Genomic DNA, 23537 nt, shown 5'->3' with positions numbered 1-23537 from the left:
TAGAGTAAATATGAAGAACAGTTTGTTTTGATTGAAGTGATTTTCGTCAAGGCAGACTGTTTTTTTGTTGCCTGCATTTAGAAAACAGATACCACAGAAAGGTTCTTTACTTTCGATGAGCTTAAACTCCATGACACAGTAATCACACTGATGGAGAATTAAAAAACAAGAAAATTTGATAAATTTCGGAAAATGATGTCCGATTTTGCATCTGCCAGTACAGAGTATATGAAGAGATAAATATTCAAAACACAGGAGGTACTGATTATGCAGAATAAATTATTTTTAAAGGCAGCCGATATATGTGAACTTCTGGAAGTAAAACAGACATCGGCTTATGAAATCATCGGAAATCTGAACAAGGAACTGGAAGAACAGGGCTACCTGACGCTTAGAGGAAAAGTTCCGACAAAGTATTTTGTGAAGCGTTTCTACGGAGTAGAAGATACTTGTGAGATTCCACAGGAAGAGGGAAAGGAATGGTTTCATGCGTAAGAGAAAAATGTATTTATCAGTGGAAGACATTGCAGAACTCTTTGGATTATCAGTTTCGTTTGCTTACCGGGTAGTGGAAAGAATGAATGCCGATCTGGCAAGCAAGAACTATTATGTGATTCTCGGTCGGGTGCCAACCCGCTATGTAGAGGACAAGATCTATGGTCTGGAACATGTTGAGCAGTATTTGAAGGAGGATAAAGCGGTATGAGTATGATGCAGGAAAAAATGTATATGGATGTGGATGATGTGTGTGCAATTCTTGGAGTTTCAAAAACTTATGCATATAGTCTGATGCGAGAATACAACAAAGAATTGAAGGCAAAAGGCTATATTGTAGTAGCTGGAAAAATCTCTACGAAATTCCTGGCAGAAAAGATTTATGGCATGAAAGTCGAGGATTAGCAATGGGGGTTTACAAAGAAGGAAAAAACTGGAAAGTACAGGTCTATTACAAAGACTGGCAGGGAAATCGGAAAAGAAAACAGAAAAGAGGATTCAGGACCAAGGGTGAAGCTAAGGAATGGGAAAGAGATTTCCTGCAACAGCAGAGCCAGGGTGTGGATATTGAATTTGGAAATTTTCTGGAGATTTATTACAAAGATATGGATGTCCGTCTCAGAGAAAACACTATGTACACGAAGCGATATATTATTGACCTGAAAATCAAGCCTTATTTTGAAAAGAAGATTCTCAGTGAAATTACGGTGGCAGACGTCCGTGCATGGCAGAATGAGTTGCTGACGTATAAGGATAAGAATGGAAAAGGATATTCTCCTACTTATCTGAAAACAGTGAACTGCCAGCTGACTGCAATCTTCAATTATGCAATGCGGTATTATAACCTGCAGGATAATCCCTGCAGGAAGGCAGGAGCGATTGGCAAGAGTAAAGGAGAACCGAAGGACTTCTGGATGCAGGAAGAGTTCAATGCTTTTCTGGAAACAGTAAGTGATAAGCCGGAGACAAGAATGGCGTTTCTTTTGTTGTACTGGACCGGAATGCGTATCGGTGAATTGCTTGCACTTACTTATAATGACATCAATCTTGAAGAGAAAACCATATCAATCAATAAATCTTATCAGAGACTGAAAGGAAAGGATATGATCACGCAGCCGAAAACTCCAAAGAGTATCCGTGTGATTACGATGCCGGATTTTCTTGCAGAGGAATTTAGGGAGTATTGCAGTCATTTGTATGGAATTATGAAAAAGGAAAGACTTTTTCGGTTTACCAAATCGCATATGGAACATTGTATGGCTACCGGAATCGAGCGGTCTGGTGTAAAGCGGATACGACTTCATGATCTCCGCCATTCCCATGCCAGTATGCTGGTTGATATGGGGGTGGCTCCATTGGAGATTGCAGAACGCCTTGGACATGAAAAGGTGGAAACCACGTTGAACACTTATTCACATCTGTATCCGTCTACACAGAGTAAATTAGCAGGTTTGCTAGATAAGAAACATGAGGAAGAGGAGGAATAAGCGATGGCTGGTGACAGACATGGAAAACACAACACAACGACCATTTCTTTTCGGGTGAATTCTTATGAAAAAGCAACAATTGAAGAACGAGTGAAAGTGAGCGGAATGAAAAAACAGGATTATATCGTCCGATCATGCATTTACAATCATGTATGTGTTGTTGGAAAGAAAGAAACAATTGAGATTATCCGGTCAGAAATGAAGGAAATGAGTTTGGTTTTGGAGGATGTGGCAAAAGATTTGAAGTCTGAAAAACCAGTTATTTCAGAACCGGTTCTTGATAGTATGACAGAACGGTATCTTGCATTTTTGGAAGCAGCATTATGGATGCTGAAAGGTTCAAGTTATTTATGGGAGGATAAAAAGGATGGAAGAGAAAGTAATGAAGGATTGTAAAGTGCTGGCATTGTGTTCACAAAAAGGCGGGGTTGGCAAGACAACAAGTTGCGTGAATCTGGCAGTCGGACTTGCAAAAGCAGGGAAGAAAGTGCTTGTGATTGACAATGATCCGCAGGGAAGTATGACAGCAAGTCTTGGGTATCATAACCCAGATGAATTACCAATCACACTGGCTACTATTCTGACAAAGATTGTAGAAGATGAACTATTTGAAAATACACTGGGAATTTTACATCACCAGGAAGGAATTGATTTGATTCCGGCAAACATCGAACTCTCTGGAATGGAAGTTTCACTTGTAAATATTATGAGCAGGGAACTTGTCTTAAAACAATATATAGAAAGAATGAGAGAAGAATACGACTATATATTGATTGACTGTATGCCATCACTTGGAATGCTGACGATCAATGCACTTGCCAGTGTCGATGCAGTTATTATACCTGTCCAGGCGGCTTATCTTCCTGTAAAGGGTCTAGAACAGCTGATACGGACGATAGGAAAGGTGCGAAGACAGCTTAACAAACAACTGAAAATTGGAGGTATATTGATCACAATGGTGGATAACCGAACGAACTATGCAAGAGATATATCTGATCTGATTTTTGATACATATGGAAACCAGATTAAGATTTTTCCACAGAGTATTCCATTTTCAGTACGAGCAGCTGAAATCAGTGCGGAAGGAATCAGCATATTTGAGCATGATCCAAAAGGAAAAGTAGCGGCTGCATATTGGCAGATGACACAGGAGGTGCTTTTGGATGAAAGGTAGAAGTGCATCGAAGATAAAACTGACATCTTATGATGAATTACTTGGAGGAGGAGAAGAAACGAACGATATCCAGCAGGTTTCACTTGAGCATTTACATTCTTTCGAGAACCATCCATTTCAAGTAAATGATGATGAGGCAATGGCGGAACTGGTGGAAAGTGTGAAAGAAGAGGGAATTCTTACAGCATTACTGGTACGACCGCTGGGTGATGGTGAATATGAAATCATCGCCGGTCACAGAAGGAGACATGCGGCACAACTTGCTGGTCTTAAAGAGGTTCCGGTTATTATCAGAAATATGGATCAAGATACAGCTGTCCGTGCGATGGTAGACAGCAATCTGCAGAGACCTAATATACTCCCAAGTGAAAAGGCATTTGCTTACCGTATGAAGATGGAAGCAATGAATCATCAGGGAACATCAGGCGGTATCAGTGCGAAAGACATTGGAAAGAACGCAAATGACAGTGCAAGGCAGGTGTATCGCTATATCCGGCTTACTTATCTGATGAATGACCTATTAAACGCAGTAGATCGTGATGTAATCGGATTGCAGGTAGGTGTAGAGCTTTCCTACCTTACGGTTCCAGAACAGGAGATGGTGGAGGAAGTGCATGAGAGTACCGGAAAATATCCAAGTCTGGAACAGGCAAAAAAAATAAGGCAACATCGAGAAGAAAAAACGCTGACAAAAGAGATTGTGCGGCTCCTGGTTATAGGAGAGCGTAAAAAGAAAACAACGGTAACATTAAAACAGGATGAAATTAAGAAGTATTTTCCTCCAGAGTATGATGAACAGAAGATACGGACTGTTATATGTCAGCTTTTGGAGGAATGGAGCAATCAGAATCATTGATAAGTACGAAGGGAGGGATGTGTCATGAGTATAAGAGCAACATTCCATTATTTTCAAGGAATGGAATGCGATATGTACAGTTTTTATCGTATTCCCAAACTGCTGTTTACAAGTGAATATTTTAAAAATCTCTCCTGCGAAGCAAAGGTGCTGTACGGACTGATGTTAGACCGGATGTCACTGTCCATCAAGAACCGGTGGTTTGATGAAGAGGACAGGGCATATATTTTCTTTTCGGTGGAAGAGATTATGGAAATGCTTAACTGTGGCAGGAATAAGGCTGTGAATTGTCTAAAAGAGCTGGATCAGGAAAAAGGGATTGGATTGATTGAGAAGAGGCGAATCGGACTTGGAAAAACAAATGTTATTTACGTGAAAAATTTCAGCCTGACAGAATATCCAGATGAGCCAGCAATCTTTGATTCGGAAGAAACACCGGAAAATGTAGCAGAGAGAAAAGAAAATACAGAGACAGAAATAGAAGAATATGCAAAAAAAGAGCCGGAAAAGCCCGTAAATACACAGAAGTTTGAAAAACAAACTTCAGGAAGTTTGAAAAATAAACTTCAAGAAGTTTCAAAAACAAACTTCAAGGAGTTTGAAAAACAAACTTCAAGAAGTTTAGAAAACAAACTTCAAGAAGTTTCAAAAACAAACTGTAATAATACTGAATATAATTATACTGAATTTAGTGAGAATGAATCTTATCAATATCTATCTGAACAAGAGAAAGGGAGAGATAGGATACAGGAGAGAAATGAGTATCGACAGTTAATTCATGATAATATCGAATATGAGATCCTTTGTCAGAGCTATGGAACTGGACGAGTAGAAGAGCTGGTAGAGCTGATGCTGGATGCAATATGTTCGACAAAGACATATCAACAGATCAATGGGGAAGCTGTGCCTACACAAGTGGTCAAGAGCCGTTTGCTCAAAGTCGGGTATGAACACATCCAGTATGTGTTTTTCAGTCTTGACAGGAGTACAAGCAAAGTGAAGAATATCCGGCAGTATATGCTGACGGTATTGTATAACGCTCCTGCAACAATCAATCAGTTTTATGATGCTGAAGTTCGACATGACATGTACTGGGGGAAGGATATTCCAGACAGGTAAGAACTTTGTGCCCACTGGGCACGAAGTTTAAAAAGAGATAGTCATATCTGGCAGATATGCTAAAATAACCTTGTGTCCACTGGGCACAAAGTAGGAGGAAGAATTATGTTGAGATTTATGATAAAACTGCCATTTCGAATTATTGCAGCTCCTGTTTGGCTGGTACTTGCAGCGGTGAATATTGTGCTGGTGTTCCTGGTTGGGTTATCTGCTGGATTCTGCTATCTGATAGCCGGAATCTCTGTTGTGACAGAAGTTTTGAGTATTGGGTTTGGAATCAGTACGGACTGGACAATGAAATCAGCGATTATTACGACAGTAGTGTTTGTTCTACTCCCACATATCGGTATGGGGATAGTTGCAGTAATTGAAGTTGTGAAATGTGGATTACAGGAATTTATTTTTGGATGATTGTGGAAAATATAGTGGCGCTATATGGAAAGGCAGAAATAAACAATGGAAGAATTATATAAAGTGATGGATGATTTGCTTGAGGTGGAATTTCAGATGAAAGCAGGGATGGATATTCTGAAAGAACTGGAAGAGTTTTATATGCTGGAAAAAGAAACCGAAAAATCGGATGCTAGAAAAGTAGCTGTGCTGATGAAAGGATATCTGCAGTCGATGAAGTCAAATATTCGAGAAATCATTCGTTATATTGATGACACGACACTTGAAAAATCAAATGATAAAAAGAAAGATAAACAGGAATCTGCGAGCACCATATCCGAGGAAGTGCAGGAATTTGTGAATCTGACAATTACAGAGCATATGGGGAAAGCATATTCAGAATGGAAGTTAAAGCAGGATAAAGAGCCAGTAAGTGAGATTGATAAGAAATACCAGAAATTACTGGAAACGTTATCCCAAGAACAGGAAGAAGTGATTACGGAATACTGTAATGCAATTTTTAGCAGTGGAGCAGAAACAGAAGAATTTTTCTATCGAATGGGATTAAAAGATGGACTGAATCTGAAAAATACGGTAAAATCTGTATTAGAAATGATATCATGAAATCGGAAGTTGGAGGATACACGCATGAAAATTGTAATCATTAATGGAAGTGCCAGAAAAGGAAACACGCTGACAGCAATCAATGCATTTATAAAAGGAGCATCAGAAAAGAATGAAATTGAAATCATTGAACCTGACAAACTCAACATTGCACCATGCAAGGGATGTGGTGTCTGTCAATGCTCTAAGGGATGCGTCGATAAGGATGATACAAATCCTACAATTGATAAAATTGCTGCCGCAGATATGATTCTTTTTGCTACACCAGTTTATTGGTGGGGAATGTCAGCACAATTGAAACTTATCATTGATAAGTGCTACTGCCGTGGATTGCAGTTAAAAAATAAAAAAGTTGGCACGATTGTTGTAGGCGGTTCTCCCGTAGACAGTATCCAGTATGAGCTGATTGATAAGCAGTTTGACTGTATGGCAAAATATCTTTCATGGGATATGCTTTTCAAAAAATCATATTATGCAACAGCCAGAGATGAACTTGAAAAAAACAAGGATTCCATGAACGAACTTGAGGGGATCGGAAAAAATTTATAAAGCACGTTCCAAATTCCTGTTTGCATATTTCATCAAACGGTACATATTAAAATTAACACAAAGGGAGATGTTAGAATGAAAGCTCATGAATATTGGTCTGTCGGAGCATTGATAACGATGCTAGGAACTTTTTATAGCGGATATAAAGGTTCAAAATCAAGCCATAAATATTTTGCGGCAAGTTCTTTGCTTTGTATGATTATGGCTATTTACACAGGTCATAAGATGATATCTAAAAACAAGAAAACAAAGAAAGAACCAATATCATTAGGAAATGAAGAATAATACAATCAACCTTGTGCCCAGTGGGCACGAAGTTGGCATAGTCACTATGGTGTCAGGAGAAATCCTGGCATCTTTTTTTTATATCTTTTTACACTTCAAAAAATAATTTCAAAAAATTTCTAAAATCATGTCCGATTTTGTCGCTCCCAATACAGAGTATATGGAAGGCAAATTGAAAATCCTCTGATTTCCAAAAATCACAAACGTAAAAGAGGTTCAGACAGTTCTTCCGATTGCACCTTGACAATTGAAGGAGCTGATACATCTTGAGGAACATGCTTACCGGAGATAATCCGGCTCGTGCAGGCGAAGACTCCTACGGGAAGAGCGAAGCAATAATGATACCACCGAAGGGTACAGGACCTCTGCTGAAACAGAGACTGTGACTGTATTTTTACAGCCGGGTTATCTGGAATGATAACGATCAGATGTATATGTACAGACAAAGCCCAAATGTGAATACTTAGATTTTCTTATTTATATTACAGGAGAAATCCTGTAGCAAGTGGGGAATGGTTCGAATCCATTCCTCATTTTTTCGTGCAGAAAATGCACAGATTATTATCCTGTTTGAAATACCAGGGAAGGGTGTTGCAGGAAGAAAGGGAGGACAAAAAGAATGAATACGATTGTTTTAATGGGTAGACTTGCCAGAGATCCAGAAACTAAGCTGACATCTACGCAAAAGGGACAAACCAAAGTATCTAGGTTTCCACTGGTAGTAAAAAGAAATCGCACAAGCAAAGCATTTGTAGTGATGATCACAGCTTATGGAAATAATGCAGAATTTGTGGAGAAATATCTTGAAAAAGGAATTAAGATTGCTCTTTCCGGAGAGTTGGTAATCTCTCAGATCAAAGATGAACAGACTGGAACTGCATCCTATTATACCGAAGTCATTATGGATAATGTAGAGTTTGCAGAAGCCAAAACAAAAAAAGAAGAATCTGACGGATTTCAACCAGCAGAGAAGAGGAAGATTCCATTCGATATACCAGAAGAACTTGAACAAGAAATGCCATTTCGATAGGAGGACAAGATTTATGAGAAAATACTTTTTAGAATTATTTGCAATAGGATTGGTTGATTCAGAAGGAAGAATCAATACAGAACATATGACAAGCGATGCACTTATGACTTCCATGAAAACAATGGAAGAGCTGACAAAAATGAAAATGGATCGTTTAGTTTTGGAAACAACAATGGAGATGATCTTATGTATGTTTGAGTCATGTGACACAGAGGAATTTACAGAAATATTAGGCAAGCTGCTTGGCGGAAAGCAGACTTCTAAAGTGACAGCTCATTTGGAAGCACTGGAGGAATTGTTGACAGAAGAGGAATATAGTAGTTTCCTTGCAGAATATCTTGGTTATTTAACCGTGAATGTAGCAGAGTTTATTAGGAGCACAATCATTGAAAATGGTTTGATGTTACTTGCCGGTTCAGGAGGAGAAGAGGATGGAGAAGAGGATGGAGAAGACGGATTATAAAATCACAGAGTTTCACAATTCGGAGTTTGGTTCCATCCGTATGATTGAAGATGGAGGCAGACTTTTATTTTCTGGAATGGATGTAGCATTTGCTTTGGGATATGCAAAACCAAGAAATGCGATAAATGTTCATTGCAAGGGGGCCCTGAAACGGGGCGTCCTTACATCAGGTGGGGTACAGCCAATGATTTTTATTCCAGAGGGAGATGTATATCGGCTGATTACAAAAAGTCGTTTAAAGTCAGCACAGAATTTTGAGAAGTGGGTATTTGATGAGGTACTTCCGGCTATTAGGAAAACAGGCGGATATTTAGAGACCGATCTTTTAGACAGGGTAAAAGATAACCCGGAACTTCTTTTGGAATTTGCCGAGAGACTTTTGGCAGAAAACAATCGAAATCGAGAATTGCAAAATCGTGTAAAGGATATGCAGCCAAAAGCAGATTATTATGATCATTTCATGATTACAGGAGAATGCACCAATATTCGAACGACGGCAAAAGAGATTGAATTTCCAGAAAGAAAATTTGTGAAACTTCTTTTAAATAGAGGATTTCTATATAGGAGTCCATCCGGCACGCTGTTACCCTATGCGGTGGAGAAGAACAATGATCTGTTTATTGTAAAAGACTATTTTAACAATGGACATCTTGGTTCACAGACATTGGTTACACCAAAAGGAAAAGAATTTTTTAAAGCGTTGTGTGCGGAGGAAGAGTAAAGAATGAAGGAGGTGGTTGCCATGATTACAGATCTGGACAGCAGTTAAATCGCTGAAAGGAGGGAAAATCATGCAGGAAGAGGTAACTCAGAAAACGGTCACGTTCTGCATTCGGACTACCAAAGTAACAGCAGATTTATTGAAAAAGGTTCTTGCTGCTTATCTGCGTCATCAGAAGCAGAAATCGGTAGAGAAGAAAGCGAAGAAGAATCAGCCGAAACAGGGAAAGGTCACGGTAAAAGAGCTGGCAAAACAAAATGCCGGGATGGTCAATATCGAGATCACAAATAAGAATATCAAGTCCTTTGAACGTTATGCCAGAAAATACGGGATCAATTATGCTTTGAAAAAAGATAAGAGTAAAGATCCACCGATGTATCTGGTGTTTTTTAAAGGACGTGATCAGGATGCCCTCAATGCTGCTTTCCGTGAGTTTTCCCAGAAACAGATTCAAAAAGCGAATAAGCCTTCTATTCACAAGCGTCTTGCAACTTACAGAGCAATGATGCCAAAGAAATCGAAGGACAAAGTAAAGAACCGGCATCAGGAGCAGAGCCGATGAAAAAGCAAATCGGTAAAAATCTGATGCAAAAATGGAAGAATAAGATCAGGGTCAGGCTGTCCGCCCTGGATAAAAAGAAACTGGTTCTTACCAATATCCCATATATCTTAACTGCTTTTTATACAAATCGGGCATCATTTCTTTACAGAAACAGTCTGGGAGAAGATATTGGGAACAAGCTATTATATGCGATGGAACATGCAGACAGGATTCTTACTGGATTGCAGCCAAGTTTTAACTGGCGTGATATGCTGACAGGAATTGTAGCAGCTGTCATTCTGAAATTACTGGTATGGCAGAAACAGTCAGATGCAAAGAAACTCCGGAAAGGAATCGAGTATGGTTCAGCCAGATGGGGAAACGCTGAGGATATTAAACCTTATATGTCGGAAGATCCCTGGATGAATATTCCATTAACAGCAACAGAAGCATTGACTATGGAAAGTAGACCTAAACAGCCAAAGTATGCAAGAAATAAAAATATAGTGGTCATTGGCGGCAGTGGTTCCGGAAAAACTCGATTTTTCGTTAAGCCGTCAGTCATGCAGATGAACTGTTCCATGGTCATTACAGATCCGAAAGGCACTCTGATCGAGGAGTGCGGGAAGATGTTAGCAAAGGGACCACCTAAGAAAGATAAGAATGGAAATATTATGAAAGATAAATCAGGAAAAGTGGTACACGAACCATATGTGATTAAGGTTCTGAATACTATCAACTTTTCCAAATCGCTTCATTACAATCCATTTGCTTATATACGGTCTGAAAAAGATATCCTGAAGCTGGTTACAACAATTATTGTTAATACCAAAGGCGAAGGGGAAAAAGCTTCCGAAGATTTTTGGGTGAAAGCAGAGAAGCTGTTGTACACGGCATTGATTGCTTTTATCTGGTATGAAGGAGATGAAGAGGAAAAGAATCTGAATACCCTTCTGGATCTTTTGAATGAAAGCGAAACCCGTGAAGAGGATGAAACTTACCAGAATCCAGTGGATATGATGTTCCAGGAACTGGAAGAAAGAGATCCGCAGCACTTTGCGGTCAGACAGTATAAAAAATACAAAATGGCGGCTGGCAAAACAGCCAAAAGTATTCTTATTTCCTGTGGTGCGAGGCTGGCACCATTTGATATAGCAGAACTTCGTGAGATCATGTCTTATGATGAAATGGAACTGGATAAGATCGGGGACAGGAAGACAGCCTTGTTTTTGATTATGTCCGATACAGATACAACATTTAACTTTGTGATTGCCATGTTACAGTCACAGCTTTTCAATCTGCTTTGTGACAAAGCAGATGATGAATATGGTGGAAGACTGCCAGTTCATGTGCGTGTCATTGCTGATGAGTTTGCCAATATTGGACAAATTCCTCAGTTTGACAAGCTGATTGCAACCATCCGAAGCAGGGAAATCTCTGCTTCTATTATTTTGCAGTCACAGAGTCAGCTAAAGGCAATGTATAAGGATAGTGCAGATACTATTCTGGGTAACTGTGATACCACACTATTTCTTGGAGGAAAAGAGAAAACTACCTTAAAGGAAATGAGCGAGCTTCTGGGTAAGGAAACCATTGACCTGTATAACACTTCGGAAACGAGGAGCAATCAGAAGTCCTTTGGATTGAATTACCAGAAAACAGGCAAACAGCTGATGACAGAAGATGAGATTGCAGTCATGGATGGTGGAAAATGTATCCTGCAGATCCGTGGTGCCAGACCATTTTTCTCGGACAAATATGATATCACGAAACACAAAAACTATCGGCTTCTTGCAGATGAAAACGAGAAGAACCGGTACAAAGTAGAGAAAGAGTTAAATCCGCAGTACACACCGAAATCTGAAGAAGAGGTGGAAGTAATTCATGTAGAACTGTCGGAGTAACCTTGGGAATGAACAGAAAATAATGAGGAAAGGAATAACTGACATTAGGTGCACCGGCTTTTTAGTCGGTGTATTTTCGTTCCCGTAAACACCTGAAAGAAGTCAGTTTTGGTGAATGTATATGGCATTTTTTAGCAGTGCAATTACAACTTTAAAAACTCTTGTAGTCGCAATCGGCGCAGGTCTTGGCGTGTGGGGTGTCGTAAACCTTCTGGAAGGATATGGAAACGACAATCCCGGTGCTAATGCTCATGTGCGGTAAAGTAATAAAAAGATTTAGGTAGCCGCCTTAACTATTCCTAAATAAGATAATATGCACAGTATTTTCTCGTAAATAGAAAATAAATTATTGCATTTTACCAATTATTATGTTAAAATGACAATGTAACAAAGAGCTATGTATTTTTAAGGAAAGGGAGGAACTTATAAATTTAAGAAAATCTATTTTAGCACTTTCAGTAGTAGCTGGAATTGTAGCTGCTCCAATGACTGTATTTGCCGCTCATACTCATAGTTGGGGTTCTCCCCAGTACTATGGATATGAAGATGAAATGCCTGGTATATATGATGACTGGGATAAATGTGCGACACGTCATGTATATAATTACAAACAATGTTTAATTTGTGGAGAAGTAAGCATTTATGAAGTTGAGACGATTGAAATGTCTCACAAATGGGTGAATGGTGCATGTGTATATTGCAACAAAGGTTACGCGAAAGAGATAAATTAACATAGTATCATTACCGGCAAGTTTATAATCAAAAAATAGAAAGCATTGAGAATATTTCATAATTTCTTGAAAGTACTCTCAGTGCTTTCTTTGATAATATGAAAGGAGAAATAAATGCAAAAAAAACAACTTTCTGTATTAGTACTAATTATTTTATGCTTTTTATTAGGATGTAACAGAGAAACACCAAAAGATGAATCTCAACAAAATTATGAAGATGAATCTAATATTTCTAAAACAAATGGAGAAGAACTTGTAAATATAAACAGTGAATTGTTAGGTTCGACTCCTTTTGATATCCAAATCGATAAAACAGCATTGCAGACTAGAAAAGAAACAGAAACAGAAGTTACAATAAAGACAAATTTAACAGACTGGGGTTATACTGTTTCTTCTGAAAAAGGGAAAATATCTGATATAAATAAAAATTCATTCATATATATAGCACCTAAAGATGAGAGGGATGATACTATAAAAATACAATTATCGGACTATGAAAATGGCATATCATATGAATATACAATTCCACTTATTTTTGCGGGAAACAATGAACATTCTTTAGATAAATTCAAGGAAAATCTTTCAAGATTACCTAATAGTTAGTAAAGAGTCGATAGACTAAAGTACCACCATCCTCTTTTATTTCAACTGAATATCCATCCCGCCGCACCGCAGCGGCACATGAAGCAGTAAATCCGAAAAAGATTTGCTGCTTTTTTTGCGTCCATTTTTGGCAAATTTCCAAAAGTTCCGTATTAGACAGTGAAACCAAAAAAGGCTGCCATTTTTTTCAGACAGCGGGCAAAACGCAGCTTCCGAAACGCCTTATTGTCGGGAAAGACCGAGCCGCCGGAAAAGTTCTTGCCGGAAAGTCCGTCCATTCTGCTCTTTTGTGGTTTGTAGGGAGTAAGGGAAAAACGCCAGCCCGCAGCCTTTTATAAAAAAAGCTGGTTATAGATTTTCTGAAAAAGTGGCAGTAGCAAGTGAACGGCAGGCCGGCAGTTTCTTAGAGCAAGATTCTACCGAGGTGCCAAAATTCGCTTATCGCTCATTTTGCCCCTGCGGGAATCTTGTTGGGGAGTGCCTTCCCCAAACCCTGCTTATGCGGCTTGCGCCGCTGAAAAACCCCTCAAAATATTTTTCGGATTTTTCAAAAACAGTTCCGCTTCACACCCTGTTTTTCTCCTATTAGTGAGAGGACACCACGCACAGAAAGGAGGTCAACCACCTATGAAACGATACAACACGCCGCACCGCAGCCGGGTAGTCAAAACACGCATGACCGAGGAAGAATACGCCGAGTTTGCCCAGCGGCTTTCTGCTTACCACATGAGCCAAGCCGAGTTTATCCGGCAAGCCATAACCGGGGCAGCCATACGCCCCATCATAACCGTTTCCCCCATCAATGACGAGCTGCTTGCCGCTGTCGGGAAGCTGACCGCCGAATACGGGAGGATCGGCGGCAACTTAAACCAGATAGCCCGGACGCTGAACGAGTGGCACAGTCCCTATCCGCAGCTTGCCGGGGAGGTACGGGCGGCGGTTTCCGACCTTGCTGCCCTAAAGTTTGAAGTCTTGCAGAAAGTGGGTGACGCTGTTGGCAACATTCAAACATATCAGCTCTAAAAACGCCGACTATGGCGCAGCGGAAGCCTATCTCACATTTGAGCATGACGAGTTTACCATGAAAGCCACCCTTGATGAAAACGGGCGGCTGATACCGAGGGAGGATTACCGCATTTCTTCCCTCAACTGCGGGGGCGAGGATTTCGCTGTTGCCTGTATGCGAGCCAATCTCCGCTATGAGAAAAACCAAAAACGGGAAGATGTGAAAAGCCACCACTATATCATCAGCTTTGACCCACGGGACGGGACAGACAACGGCTTGACCGTAGACCGGGCGCAGGAGCTGGGCGAGCAGTTCTGCAAGGAGCATTTCCCCGGACACCAAGCCCTAATCTGCACCCACCCGGACGGGCATAACCACAGCGGGAATATCCATGTGCATATCGTCATCAACTCCCTGCGGATTTACGAAGTCCCGCTTCTGCCCTACATGGACAGACCAGCCGACACGCTGGAGGGCTGCAAGCACCGCTGCACCAACGCCGCTATGGAATATTTCAAGAGCGAAGTCATGGAAATGTGCCACCGGGAGGGGCTTTACCAAATCGACCTCTTGAACGGCAGCAAGGAACGGATAACCGAACGGGAATACTGGGCGGCAAAGAAAGGGCAGCTTGCCCTTGACAAAGAGAACGCCGCCAGAGAAGCCGCCGGACAGCCGACCAAGCCCACCAAGTTTGAAACGGACAAGGCGAAGCTGCGCCGGACGATACGGCAGGCACTTTCCCAAGCTGGCAGCTTTGACGAGTTTTCTTCCCTTTTGCTGCGGGAGGGTGTGACCGTCAAGGAGAGCCGGGGGCGGCTTTCCTACCTCACGCCGGACAGGACAAAGCCTATCACAGCCCGAAAGCTGGGGGACGATTTTGACAAGGCTGCTGTCCTTGCCCTGCTCACGCAGAACGCCCACAGAGCTGCCGAACAGACCAAAGCCATACCCGAATACCCTGCCGCAGTTAAAAAGCCGTTACAAGGGGAAAAAGCTGCAAAAACCACCCCGGCAGACAACACCTTGCAGCGCATGGTTGACCGGGAAGCCAAGCGAGCCGAGGGCAAGGGCGTGGGCTATGACCGCTGGGCGGCAAAGCACAACCTAAAGCAAATGGCAGCTACCGTTACCGCCTATCAGCAGTACGGCTTTTCCTCCCCGGAGGAACTGGACGAAGCCTGTTCTGCCGCCTATGCCGCCATGCAGGAAAGCCTTGCGTGGTTGAAGCAGGTGGAAAAGACGCTGAACGGGAAAAAGGAGCTGCAACGGCAGGTGCTTGCCTATTCCAAGACCCGCCCTGTCCGGGACGGGCTGAAACAGCAGAAAAACGCCAAAGCAAAAGCAGCCTACCGTCAGAAGCATGAAAGTGACTTTATCATAGCAGACGCAGCCGCCCGCTATTTCAGGGAGAACGGCATTTCCAAGCTGCCGAGCTATAAATCCCTGCAAGCAGAGATTGAAAGCCTTATCAAAGAGAAAAACAGCGGCTACAACGATTACCGGGCAAAACGGGAGGAGTACCGCCGCTTGCAGACTGTCAAGGGCAATATCGACCAGATTTTACGCCGGAGCGAGCCGCAGCGCAGAAAGGAGCAGAGCCATGAACGGTAATATCCCCCGCATGGACTACCGCCAGTACCGGGCAGCCCGCCGCCTTGTGCATGAGTGCTGCAACTATGACAGCGGGAACTGCCTGCTGTTGGAGGACGGCGAGCCTTGCGTGTGTGTACAGAGTATCAGCTATTCGCTGCTCTGCCGCTGGTTTACCGCCGCTGTCCTGCCCCTTGATGAAGCACTGGAAGCCGCCCTCTTGCGCCGGGGAAGCCGGAAACGCTGCGCTGTCTGCGGGGCGTTCTTCTTCCCAAAATCCAACCGGGGGAAATACTGCCCGGACTGCGCCGGACGCATGAAGCGGATAAACGCCGCCAAACGGAAGCGGAAACAAAGGGAGAAATGTCACGCTTTAGGGCATTTCAAACCCGCATAAATCAAGGCTTTTTTGGAGGGTGTCAAAGGGTGCGTGATACATTTATCCTTTTCCCTTAAAAACGCCCCCTAAAAGCGTAACAGAACCCACAGACAGACACCACAAGGAGGTGAACCCTATCGCTGATTATATGACCGCAGGAACGGAGCTGCCCGCTTACCTGCCTTACCCCCGTTTCCTGCTGGAAACAGACCTATCCCACACCGCAAGAGAGTTATATGCGCTGCTGTTAGACCGTTCCACCCTTTCGCAGAAGAACGGCTGGCAGGACAGCGAGGGACGGACATACATTGTCTACCCCATAGCAGAGATAGCGGAAATGCTGGATAAAGGCTGCACCACCATAAAGGGCGCACTGAACGAACTGGACGCTGCCGGGCTGCTGGAACGCAGACGGACGGGCTTTTCTGCCGCCAACCGTCTGTATGTGAAAGTGCCGCCTATCCCAGTGGTACAGTTTTCCGACCAACTGACGGACGGAAAACCGCCCCTCATAAGGGCGGGAAACCGACCAACTGACAGCCGGAAAACTGACCTTATGACGGTCGGAAAACCGTCCCCTAACCAAACTAATATAAACAACCTAATAGAGAGCCAAACAAAAGGAGCGAGTGAGGGGCAGCCCCCCGCCGCTTATGGCAGATATAAAAATGTATTTCTTTCTGACACAGAACTTTTGGAGCTGGAACAGGACTTCCCCGGCAAGTGGGAGTATTACCTTGACCGCCTTTCCTGCCACATCGCTTCCACCGGGAAGCAGTACCAGAGCCATGCAGCCACCATTTACAAGTGGGCGCAGGAGGACGCTGCCAAAGAGAAGCCAAAGAAAGGCATACCGGACTATTCATTCAAGGAGGGAGAAAGCCTATGACCGATACAATCCACAACACCATACTGCCTATGACCGACACCACAGCCGAGCCGGAGGATTACACCGGGGAGGACGGGCTTTTATACTGCGGCAAATGCCGGAAACCCAAAGAAGCCTATTTCCCGGAGGGCAAGACCTTTTTCGGGCGTGACCGCCACCCGTCAGAGTGCGACTGCCAGCGGGCAGCCCGTAAGGAACGGGAAGCCGCCGAGAAGCGGCGCAGCCACCTTGAAACGGTGGAACGGCTGAAACGGCAGGGCTTTACAGACAAGACCATGCAGGACTGGACATTTGCCAACGATAACGGCAGCTGCCCGCAGATGAAGAACGCCGCCGGATATGTGGCACGCTGGGAACAGATAAAGGACGGGAACTACGGGCTGCTCTTGTGGGGCAGGGTAGGCACTGGGAAAAGCTATTTTGCCGGGTGTATTGCAAACGCCCTCATGGAGCAGGAAGTCCCGGTGTGCATGACAAACTTTGCAGCAATATTAAACGACCTTGCCGCCAGCTTTGCGGGCAGGAACGAATATATTTCCCGCCTTTGCAGCTTCCCCCTGCTCATCATTGACGATTTTGGAATGGAGCGTGGCACAGAATACGGTCTGGAACAGGTCTACAATGTGATTGACAGCCGCTACCGGAGCAGGAAGCCGCTGATTGTGACGACCAACCTCACGCTGGAGGAATTGCAGCACCCGGAGGACACCGCCCACGCCCGGATTTATGACCGCCTGCTTGAAATGTGTTCCCCTCTCTGCTTTACCGGGGAGAATTTGAGGAAAGCCGCCGCACAGGGAAAAATGGAACAGCTGAAACGGCTGCTTGCCGGAAAGGAGATTTGCCTATGACCGACACCCAGAGAAACAAACGCCCTGCCCGCCGCCCGGACTGCGTGACCGAAACGAGGATAGGCAACACAATCCTTGTGGTGTCTGGCTTTTTCAAGGAGGGGGCGACCGACACCGCCGCTGACAAGATGATGAAAGTGCTGGAAGCAGAAGCCGCCGCCGGATATTTGACCTGTGATAAGCCTGATTGAAAAACCGTCATTTTTACCGACCGTAAAGAAGCAGATTTGACGCTTTTGCCGCTATACAGACAGCCGCCCCATGTGGTACAATCAAGGTACGGAATAGTGGGGCTGGCTGTCGGAAACGGAGGAATTTATGTTAAGACAGACCACCCAGCAACTCATTACCGCCCTTTACCCAAGACTGTCCCATGAGGACGAGCTGCAAGGCGAGAGCAATTCCATTTCCAACCAAAAGAGGATTTTGGAAACCTATGCCAAACAGAATGGATTTTCTAATCTGCGCTGGTACACCGACGACGGTTATTCCGGTGCGAACTTTCAAAGACCCGGATTTCAAGCCATGCTTGCAGACATTGAAGCAGGGAAAGTCGGGACAGTTATCGTCAAGGATATGTCGAGGTTAGGGCGAAACTACTTACAGGTGGGAATGTACACAGAAATGATTTTCCCACAGAAAGGTGTCCGCTTCATCGCTATCAATGACGGAGTGGACAGCGCACAGGGGGAAAATGATTTTGCCCCGCTGCGGAACATTTTTAACGAATGGCTGGTGAGAGATACGAGCAAGAAAATCAAGGCAGTAAAACGCTCTAAGGGCATGAGCGGAAAGCCCATCACAAGCAAGCCCGTCTATGGCTACCTCATGGACGAGGACGAAAACTTTATCATTGACGAGGAAGCCGCCCCGGTGGTACGGCAGATTTACAGCCTTTGCCTTGCCGGGAACGGTCCGACCAAGATAGCCCGTATGCTGACCGAGCAGCAAATCCCCACGCCGGGGACGCTGGAATACCGCAGGACGGGCAGCACCCGCCGCTACCACCCCGGCTATGAGTGCAAGTGGGCGACCAATACCGTGGTTCATCTGCTGGAAAACCGGGAATATACGGGCTGTCTGGTAAACTTTAAGACCGAGAAGCCGTCCTACAAGCTGAAACACAGCATAGAAAATCCCCCGGAAAAGCAGGCGGTTTTTGAGAACCACCATGAGCCTATCATTGACCGGGAAACGTGGGAACGGGTGCAGGAGTTACGCAAGCAGCGCAAACGCCCCAACCGTTATGACGAAGTGGGCTTGTTCTCCGGCATACTCTTTTGTGCCGACTGCGGCAGCGTCATGTACCAGCAGCGATACCAGACGGACAAGCGCAAGCAGGACTGTTATATCTGCGGAAGCTACAAGAAACGCACCGCCGACTGCACAGCGCACTTTATCCGCACTGACCTCTTGACCGCTGGCGTACTCTCCAATCTGCGGAAAGTTACCAGCTATGCGGCAAAGCATGAAGCCCGGTTTATGAAGCTTTTAATCGAGCAGAATGAGGACGGGGACAGACGCAGGAACGCCGCCAAGAAAAAGGAGCTGGAAGCCGCCGAGAAACGCATAGCCGAGTTATCTGCTATCTTCAAGCGGCTGTATGAGGACAGCGTAACCGGGCGCATATCGGACGAGCGTTTCACAGAGCTGTCGGCAGACTATGAAGCCGAGCAGAAAGAACTGAAAGAACGTGCCGCCAGACTGCGGGAAGAACTTTCCAAAGCGCAGGAAGCCACCGCAAACGCTGAAAAGTTTATGAATGTGGTACGCAGGCACACTACCATTGAAGAACTTACCCCTACTCTGCTGCGGGAGTTTGTGGAGAAAATCGTTGTCCATGAAAGCGTTGCCCTTGACGGGAAACGCCGGGGCAAGTTACGCAGACAGGAAATCGAAATCTATTATTCTTTTGTCGGCAAGGTAGAACTGCCCGACACCTAACCGCCCGACCTATCCGACATACCTCATGTGCCGGATAGGAACGGCAAAATTTTTTACACTTCTATTACTTCTTTATCACACATAAGCAAAGAGCCAGGGCATCAAACAGCTGATGGCTGGTGCCGGAATCATGCTGCTGGGAACTACCCTGATTCCACAGCTGGCAACATTGTTCTCTTAAGAGGAGTGGTAGATGAACACCATCATTGAGAGAATTACGGAAGCGATAAAGGATATCCTGATCGGGCTTATCAAGTCCTGTTTGGATAACATGTTCACGTCTGTCAATGAGCAGGTGGGAACCATAGCCGGGCAGGTGGGACAGACACCGCAGGGATGGAATGCCGGAATCTTCAATCTGATCCAGAACATTTCCCAAACGGTGATTGTCCCCATTGCGGGACTGATCATCACATTTGTCCTGTGCTATGAACTGATTACGATGGTAACGCAGAAAAACAATTTCCATGAATTTGAGACTTACAACATTTTCCTCTGGATCTTTAAGGCGTATGTAGCCATTTATCTGGTGACGAATACGTTCAATATCACGATGGCGGTCTTTGACGTTGGCCAGCATGTGGTCAACAATGCCGCCGGAGTAATTTCCGGAAACACAGCAGTGGACGCATCGGAAGCAATCACAAGGATTGTGGATGCACTGGAAGATATGGAACTGGGGGATTTGTTCTTGTTATCCATGGAAACGCTGCTGATCAGTATTACCATGCGGATTCTGTCGATCATTATAACCGTTATTTTATACGGAAGAATGATAGAGATTTACCTTTATACTTCCATAGCACCAATTCCGTTTGCCACCATGACCAATAAGGAATGGGGCAATATCGGAAACAACTATTTAAAAGGCTTGTTCGCACTGGCATTTCAGGGATTCTTCATGATGGTCTGTGTGGGAATTTATGCAGTTTTAGTAAATGCAATGACCATATCCAGTGACCTTCATGCAGCAATGTTTTCAGTAGCGGCTTATACCGTGATTCTTGCATTTTCATTATTCAAGACCGGAAGCCTTAGCAAATCAATATTCAATGCCCACTAACGGGCAGGAAAGGAGCACATACATGGCGTATGTACCAGTACCCAAAGACCTTACAAAGGTCAAAACAAAAGTAGCGTTAAATCTGACAAAGCGGCAGCTGATTTTCTTTTCACTTGCCGCAGTTGCGGGAATTCCGTTTTATCTGTTCATGAGAAAACCAATCGGTTCCAGTATCGCAGCCATCCTGATGGTAACGATCATGCTTCCGTTTTTCTTCATGGCAATGTATGAAAAAGACGGTCTTCCCTTTGAAAAAGTGGTGGCAAATATCATTCGACAGAAGTTTATCTGTCCGGCAGTAAGACCATATAAGACAGAAAATTTTTATCAGGAGATTTCCACCCTTGTAAAAAAGGAGGGTGTGCCGGATGGCAAAAAAGACAAAGCAGGAGGCTCAGCAGGAGCGTCTGTCCCTGGTGGAAAAAAGAAACCGTCAGGAAAGAAGAAACAAAAAAAGCAGAAAAGAAAGAGAACAGGAAAAGCGTAGGAAGAAGCAGGAACGGGACCGCAGGAAACAGAAAAATATTCCTACAACTGCGCAGCAGAGTATTCCGTATATTCGGATGCTGCAGGATGGTATTTGCCAGGTGACAAAGAACTTTTTCTCCAAGACGATTCAGTTTTATGACATCAACTATCAGCTTGCTTTAAATGAGGATAAGACCACGATATTTGAGAATTACTGTGATTTCTTAAATTACTTTGATTCTTCCATCAGTGTGCAGCTGTCCTTTATCAATCAGCAGGTGGATGTGGCAGAATTTGAGAAAAGCATTGACATTCCTGATCAGAACGATGACTTCAATGCCATTCGTGATGAGTACCGTACTATGTTGAAAAATCAGCTTTCAAAAGGAAATAATGGTCTGGTGAAGACAAAGTATATCACTTTTGGAATCGAAGCAGAAAGCCTGAAGGTGGCAAGACCAAGGCTTGAAAGAATCGAAACAGATATCTTAAACAACTTTAAGGTCCTGGGAGCACAGGCACATTCACTAAATGGTCTGGAAAGGCTGGAGATTCTATATCATGTGTTCAACCAGGATCGGATTGAACCATTTAAGTTCCAGTATAAGATGCTGCCGGAAACCGGATTAAAGACCAAAGATTTTATTGCACCGACTTCCTTTAACTTTTCCAAGAATCAGACATTTATGATGGGAAGAACGATGGGGAGTGTGAGTTACCTGCAGATTCTTGCACCGGAGCTGACAGACCGGATGCTTGCAGACTTCCTGGATGTGGATGACAGCATCAATGTCAACATTCATATCCAGTCCATTGATCAGAGTTCAGCAATCAAAATGATCAAGAGCAAGATTTCAGATCTGGATAAGATGAAGATTGAAGAGCAGAAACGGGCGGTACGTTCCGGTTATGATATGGACGTGCTTCCATCAGACCTTGTAACCTATGGAGAAGAGGCGAAGAACCTGTTGGAAGATCTGCAGTCCAGAAATGAGAGAATGTTCCTTGTGACATTTCTGGTAATGAATACCGCAAAGAAGCGTCAGAAGCTGGATAATAATATTTTCCAGGTGCAGGGAATTGCACAGAAATATAACTGTTCTTTAAAACAACTGAATTATCAGCAGGAAGCAGCACTCATGTCCTGTATTCCACTGGGAGTCAATCGAATTGAAATTCAGAGAGGGCTTACCACATCTTCAACAGCGATCTTCGTGCCATTTACGACACAGGAACTGTTTCAGGAAGGGGAAGCTCTTTATTATGGATTAAATGCATTATCCAACAACATGATCATGGTTGATCGGAAACGTCTGAAGAACCCGAATGGACTGATTCTTGGTACACCTGGTTCCGGTAAGTCCTTCTCAGCAAAGAGGGAAATTACAAACTGCTTCCTGATTACGGAAGACGATATCATTGTCTGTGATCCAGAAGCCGAATATTCGGCACTTGTGCAGGCACTGCATGGGCAGGTAGTTCGGGTTTCGCCAGTATCTGACCAGTATATCAATCCAATGGATCTGAACCTGAACTATTCCGAGGAAGATAATCCACTGTCACTGAAAGCAGATTTTATTCTGTCTTTGTGTGAGCTGATTGTTGGAGGAAAGAATGGACTGGAGCCGGTAGAAAAGACCATCATTGACCGCTGTGTACGGTTAGTATATCAGGAATATCTTGCCGATCCAGTGCCGGAGAAGATGCCAATCCTGGAGGATTTATATAACCTTCTGAGAAAACAGGAAGAGCCGGAAGCACAGCGACTGGCCACTTCGTTGGAAATCTATGTTACAGGTTCTCTGAATGTATTTAATCATCAGACAAACGTGGATATCAATAACCGCATTGTCTGTTTTGATATCAAGGAGCTTGGTAAGCAGTTGAAAAAGATCGGGATGCTTGTAATCCAGGATCAGGTCTGGAACAGGGTAACGATGAACCGTTCTGCCCATAAGTCCACCAGATACTATGTGGATGAGTTCCATCTTCTCTTAAAAGAGGAACAGACTGCAGCTTATAGTGTGGAGATCTGGAAGCGATTCCGTAAATGGGGTGGTATTCCAACTGGCATCACTCAGAATATTAAGGATTTGCTGTCTTCCAGGGAAATCGAGAATATATTTGAAAATTCAGATTTTATTTATATGCTGAACCAGGCTTCCGGAGACAGGCAGATTCTGGCAAAACAGCTGAATATCTCACCAACCCAGCTGTCCTATGTAACCAACAGTAATGAGGGTGAAGGACTTCTGTTTTATGGAAATGTCATTATCCCATTTGTAGACAGATTCCCGAAGAATTCCCTCTATAAAATCATGACAACCCGCTTGGAGGAGACTTCTGAAGCAGGTTAAAACAAAGGAGAAAAC

General features: G+C 43.7%; 28 protein-coding genes and 2 pseudogenes. All 30 read left to right on the top strand.

The window, feature by feature from the left end; all coding sequences use genetic code 11:
- Positions 1-267: 267 nt before the first annotated feature.
- On the top strand, positions 268-495 hold the full coding sequence (locus DW922_RS05310) for a hypothetical protein (RefSeq protein ID WP_008705329.1): 228 nt from the start codon (positions 268-270) through the stop codon (positions 493-495).
- On the top strand, positions 488-706 hold the full coding sequence (locus DW922_RS05305) for a hypothetical protein (RefSeq protein ID WP_008393122.1): 219 nt from the start codon (positions 488-490) through the stop codon (positions 704-706). Before DW922_RS05310 ends, DW922_RS05305 begins: the two co-directional genes overlap by 8 nt.
- Positions 703-900 carry a hypothetical protein gene (locus DW922_RS05300; protein ID WP_024853999.1) on the top strand — a complete coding sequence of 66 codons (198 nt, stop codon included), beginning with the start codon at positions 703-705 and terminating at the stop codon, positions 898-900. Before DW922_RS05305 ends, DW922_RS05300 begins: the two co-directional genes overlap by 4 nt.
- A 2-nt stretch (positions 901-902) precedes the next feature.
- Complete coding sequence (locus DW922_RS05295) at positions 903-1982, top strand: site-specific integrase (protein ID WP_024854000.1); 1080 nt, start codon at positions 903-905, stop codon at positions 1980-1982.
- Between the two features lie 3 nt (positions 1983-1985).
- The gene (locus DW922_RS05290; RefSeq protein ID WP_044925303.1) at positions 1986-2378 is read left to right on the top strand and encodes a hypothetical protein; all 393 of its coding nucleotides are present in this window, start codon (positions 1986-1988) and stop codon (positions 2376-2378) included.
- On the top strand, positions 2350-3156 hold the full coding sequence (locus DW922_RS05285) for a ParA family protein (protein WP_026650281.1): 807 nt from the start codon (positions 2350-2352) through the stop codon (positions 3154-3156). The genes DW922_RS05290 and DW922_RS05285 overlap by 29 nt, the downstream gene beginning before the upstream one ends.
- Positions 3146-4012, top strand: coding sequence for a ParB/RepB/Spo0J family partition protein (locus DW922_RS05280; protein WP_026650282.1), 867 nt, complete (start codon positions 3146-3148; stop codon positions 4010-4012). The genes DW922_RS05285 and DW922_RS05280 overlap by 11 nt, the downstream gene beginning before the upstream one ends.
- A 24-nt stretch (positions 4013-4036) precedes the next feature.
- On the top strand, positions 4037-5131 hold the full coding sequence (locus DW922_RS05275; protein ID WP_028087787.1) for a DUF6017 domain-containing protein: 1095 nt from the start codon (positions 4037-4039) through the stop codon (positions 5129-5131).
- A 105-nt stretch (positions 5132-5236) separates the two neighbouring features.
- Complete coding sequence (locus DW922_RS05270; RefSeq protein ID WP_028087788.1) at positions 5237-5542, top strand: hypothetical protein; 306 nt, start codon at positions 5237-5239, stop codon at positions 5540-5542.
- Between the two features lie 45 nt (positions 5543-5587).
- Positions 5588-6145: a hypothetical protein gene (locus DW922_RS05265; RefSeq protein ID WP_118726028.1), complete on the top strand. Its 558-nt coding sequence runs from the start codon at positions 5588-5590 to the stop codon at positions 6143-6145.
- Between the two features lie 24 nt (positions 6146-6169).
- Complete coding sequence (locus DW922_RS05260) at positions 6170-6694, top strand: flavodoxin family protein (RefSeq protein ID WP_008119059.1); 525 nt, start codon at positions 6170-6172, stop codon at positions 6692-6694.
- Positions 6695-6769: 75 nt separating this feature from the next.
- Positions 6770-6979: a DUF6219 family protein gene (locus DW922_RS05255; RefSeq protein ID WP_009300563.1), complete on the top strand. Its 210-nt coding sequence runs from the start codon at positions 6770-6772 to the stop codon at positions 6977-6979.
- A gap of 619 nt (positions 6980-7598) precedes the next feature.
- Positions 7599-8009: a single-stranded DNA-binding protein gene (locus tag DW922_RS05250; protein ID WP_049946959.1), complete on the top strand. Its 411-nt coding sequence runs from the start codon at positions 7599-7601 to the stop codon at positions 8007-8009.
- Positions 8010-8022: 13 nt separating this feature from the next.
- On the top strand, positions 8023-8472 hold the full coding sequence (locus DW922_RS05245; protein WP_118726027.1) for a hypothetical protein: 450 nt from the start codon (positions 8023-8025) through the stop codon (positions 8470-8472).
- Entirely contained in the window at positions 8453-9193 is a 741-nt protein-coding gene (locus tag DW922_RS05240; protein WP_118726117.1) for a phage antirepressor KilAC domain-containing protein, read from the top strand. Before DW922_RS05245 ends, DW922_RS05240 begins: the two co-directional genes overlap by 20 nt.
- Positions 9194-9263: 70 nt before the next feature.
- Positions 9264-9755 carry a PcfB family protein gene (locus tag DW922_RS05235; protein WP_026650181.1) on the top strand — a complete coding sequence of 164 codons (492 nt, stop codon included), beginning with the start codon at positions 9264-9266 and terminating at the stop codon, positions 9753-9755.
- Between the two features lie 23 nt (positions 9756-9778).
- Entirely contained in the window at positions 9779-11638 is a 1860-nt protein-coding gene (locus tag DW922_RS05230; protein WP_222891062.1) for a VirD4-like conjugal transfer protein, CD1115 family, read from the top strand.
- A gap of 121 nt (positions 11639-11759) precedes the next feature.
- Positions 11760-11888 (top strand): annotated as a pseudogene (locus DW922_RS05225) (Maff2 family protein); the annotation flags it as partial.
- Between the two features lie 595 nt (positions 11889-12483).
- Positions 12484-12972 (top strand): hypothetical protein, encoded by a 489-nt coding sequence (locus DW922_RS05215; RefSeq protein ID WP_002569239.1) that lies wholly within the window; start codon positions 12484-12486, stop codon positions 12970-12972.
- A 627-nt stretch (positions 12973-13599) separates the two neighbouring features.
- A complete protein-coding gene (locus DW922_RS05205) occupies positions 13600-13995 on the top strand; it encodes a plasmid mobilization relaxosome protein MobC (protein ID WP_002594236.1) in 396 nt (131 codons plus the stop codon).
- Positions 13967-15592: a relaxase/mobilization nuclease domain-containing protein gene (locus DW922_RS05200; RefSeq protein ID WP_002594235.1), complete on the top strand. Its 1626-nt coding sequence runs from the start codon at positions 13967-13969 to the stop codon at positions 15590-15592. The genes DW922_RS05205 and DW922_RS05200 overlap by 29 nt, the downstream gene beginning before the upstream one ends.
- Positions 15582-15968 (top strand): cysteine-rich VLP domain-containing protein, encoded by a 387-nt coding sequence (locus DW922_RS05195; protein ID WP_002594234.1) that lies wholly within the window; start codon positions 15582-15584, stop codon positions 15966-15968. Before DW922_RS05200 ends, DW922_RS05195 begins: the two co-directional genes overlap by 11 nt.
- Before the next feature lie 130 nt (positions 15969-16098).
- The gene (locus tag DW922_RS05190; RefSeq protein ID WP_002594233.1) at positions 16099-16839 is read left to right on the top strand and encodes a replication initiator protein A; all 741 of its coding nucleotides are present in this window, start codon (positions 16099-16101) and stop codon (positions 16837-16839) included.
- Complete coding sequence (locus tag DW922_RS05185) at positions 16836-17690, top strand: ATP-binding protein (protein WP_002594232.1); 855 nt, start codon at positions 16836-16838, stop codon at positions 17688-17690. The genes DW922_RS05190 and DW922_RS05185 overlap by 4 nt, the downstream gene beginning before the upstream one ends.
- Positions 17687-17881 carry a transposon-encoded TnpW family protein gene (locus DW922_RS05180; protein ID WP_002594231.1) on the top strand — a complete coding sequence of 65 codons (195 nt, stop codon included), beginning with the start codon at positions 17687-17689 and terminating at the stop codon, positions 17879-17881. The genes DW922_RS05185 and DW922_RS05180 overlap by 4 nt, the downstream gene beginning before the upstream one ends.
- A gap of 127 nt (positions 17882-18008) precedes the next feature.
- Positions 18009-19634, top strand: a complete 1626-nt coding sequence (locus tag DW922_RS05175) for a recombinase family protein (RefSeq protein ID WP_002594230.1) — start codon at positions 18009-18011, stop codon at positions 19632-19634.
- Positions 19635-19719: 85 nt separating this feature from the next.
- Positions 19720-19815 (top strand): annotated as a pseudogene (locus tag DW922_RS18390) (Maff2 family protein); the annotation flags it as partial.
- Positions 19816-19827: 12 nt separating this feature from the next.
- Positions 19828-20697, top strand: a complete 870-nt coding sequence (locus tag DW922_RS05165; RefSeq protein WP_005344182.1) for a VirB6/TrbL-like conjugal transfer protein, CD1112 family — start codon at positions 19828-19830, stop codon at positions 20695-20697.
- Positions 20698-20719: 22 nt separating this feature from the next.
- Positions 20720-21184 carry a PrgI family protein gene (locus DW922_RS05160; protein ID WP_044956137.1) on the top strand — a complete coding sequence of 155 codons (465 nt, stop codon included), beginning with the start codon at positions 20720-20722 and terminating at the stop codon, positions 21182-21184.
- The gene (locus tag DW922_RS05155; protein ID WP_195715009.1) at positions 21066-23522 is read left to right on the top strand and encodes a VirB4-like conjugal transfer ATPase, CD1110 family; all 2457 of its coding nucleotides are present in this window, start codon (positions 21066-21068) and stop codon (positions 23520-23522) included. The genes DW922_RS05160 and DW922_RS05155 overlap by 119 nt, the downstream gene beginning before the upstream one ends.
- Positions 23523-23537: the final 15 nt, after the last annotated feature.

The sequence above is a fragment of the Clostridium sp. AM42-4 genome, assembly GCF_003480105.1.
Lineage (GTDB): Bacteria > Bacillota > Clostridia > Lachnospirales > Lachnospiraceae > Brotaphodocola.
This window is presented reverse-complemented; position numbering and strand designations above follow the sequence as displayed.

Excerpts from the sequence above, each read along its gene's own strand:
- DW922_RS05310 (WP_008705329.1), top strand. The coding sequence starts at position 268 with ATGCAGAATAAATTATTTTTAAAGGCAGCCGATATATGTGAACTTCTG.
- DW922_RS05305 (WP_008393122.1), top strand. The coding sequence starts at position 488 with ATGCGTAAGAGAAAAATGTATTTATCAGTGGAAGACATTGCAGAACTC.
- DW922_RS05300 (WP_024853999.1), top strand. The coding sequence starts at position 703 with ATGAGTATGATGCAGGAAAAAATGTATATGGATGTGGATGATGTGTGT.
- DW922_RS05295 (WP_024854000.1), top strand. The coding sequence starts at position 903 with ATGGGGGTTTACAAAGAAGGAAAAAACTGGAAAGTACAGGTCTATTAC.
- DW922_RS05290 (WP_044925303.1), top strand. The coding sequence starts at position 1,986 with ATGGCTGGTGACAGACATGGAAAACACAACACAACGACCATTTCTTTT.
- DW922_RS05285 (WP_026650281.1), top strand. The coding sequence starts at position 2,350 with ATGGAAGAGAAAGTAATGAAGGATTGTAAAGTGCTGGCATTGTGTTCA.
- DW922_RS05280 (WP_026650282.1), top strand. The coding sequence starts at position 3,146 with ATGAAAGGTAGAAGTGCATCGAAGATAAAACTGACATCTTATGATGAA.
- DW922_RS05275 (WP_028087787.1), top strand. The coding sequence starts at position 4,037 with ATGAGTATAAGAGCAACATTCCATTATTTTCAAGGAATGGAATGCGAT.
- DW922_RS05270 (WP_028087788.1), top strand. The coding sequence starts at position 5,237 with ATGTTGAGATTTATGATAAAACTGCCATTTCGAATTATTGCAGCTCCT.
- DW922_RS05265 (WP_118726028.1), top strand. The coding sequence starts at position 5,588 with ATGGAAGAATTATATAAAGTGATGGATGATTTGCTTGAGGTGGAATTT.
- DW922_RS05260 (WP_008119059.1), top strand. The coding sequence starts at position 6,170 with ATGAAAATTGTAATCATTAATGGAAGTGCCAGAAAAGGAAACACGCTG.
- DW922_RS05255 (WP_009300563.1), top strand. The coding sequence starts at position 6,770 with ATGAAAGCTCATGAATATTGGTCTGTCGGAGCATTGATAACGATGCTA.
- DW922_RS05250 (WP_049946959.1), top strand. The coding sequence starts at position 7,599 with ATGAATACGATTGTTTTAATGGGTAGACTTGCCAGAGATCCAGAAACT.
- DW922_RS05245 (WP_118726027.1), top strand. The coding sequence starts at position 8,023 with ATGAGAAAATACTTTTTAGAATTATTTGCAATAGGATTGGTTGATTCA.
- DW922_RS05240 (WP_118726117.1), top strand. The coding sequence starts at position 8,453 with ATGGAGAAGACGGATTATAAAATCACAGAGTTTCACAATTCGGAGTTT.
- DW922_RS05235 (WP_026650181.1), top strand. The coding sequence starts at position 9,264 with ATGCAGGAAGAGGTAACTCAGAAAACGGTCACGTTCTGCATTCGGACT.
- DW922_RS05230 (WP_222891062.1), top strand. The coding sequence starts at position 9,779 with ATGCAAAAATGGAAGAATAAGATCAGGGTCAGGCTGTCCGCCCTGGAT.
- DW922_RS05215 (WP_002569239.1), top strand. The coding sequence starts at position 12,484 with ATGCAAAAAAAACAACTTTCTGTATTAGTACTAATTATTTTATGCTTT.
- DW922_RS05205 (WP_002594236.1), top strand. The coding sequence starts at position 13,600 with ATGAAACGATACAACACGCCGCACCGCAGCCGGGTAGTCAAAACACGC.
- DW922_RS05195 (WP_002594234.1), top strand. The coding sequence starts at position 15,582 with ATGAACGGTAATATCCCCCGCATGGACTACCGCCAGTACCGGGCAGCC.
- DW922_RS05190 (WP_002594233.1), top strand. The coding sequence starts at position 16,099 with ATGACCGCAGGAACGGAGCTGCCCGCTTACCTGCCTTACCCCCGTTTC.
- DW922_RS05185 (WP_002594232.1), top strand. The coding sequence starts at position 16,836 with ATGACCGATACAATCCACAACACCATACTGCCTATGACCGACACCACA.
- DW922_RS05180 (WP_002594231.1), top strand. The coding sequence starts at position 17,687 with ATGACCGACACCCAGAGAAACAAACGCCCTGCCCGCCGCCCGGACTGC.
- DW922_RS05175 (WP_002594230.1), top strand. The coding sequence starts at position 18,009 with ATGTTAAGACAGACCACCCAGCAACTCATTACCGCCCTTTACCCAAGA.
- DW922_RS05165 (WP_005344182.1), top strand. The coding sequence starts at position 19,828 with ATGAACACCATCATTGAGAGAATTACGGAAGCGATAAAGGATATCCTG.
- DW922_RS05160 (WP_044956137.1), top strand. The coding sequence starts at position 20,720 with ATGGCGTATGTACCAGTACCCAAAGACCTTACAAAGGTCAAAACAAAA.
- DW922_RS05155 (WP_195715009.1), top strand. The coding sequence starts at position 21,066 with ATGGCAAAAAAGACAAAGCAGGAGGCTCAGCAGGAGCGTCTGTCCCTG.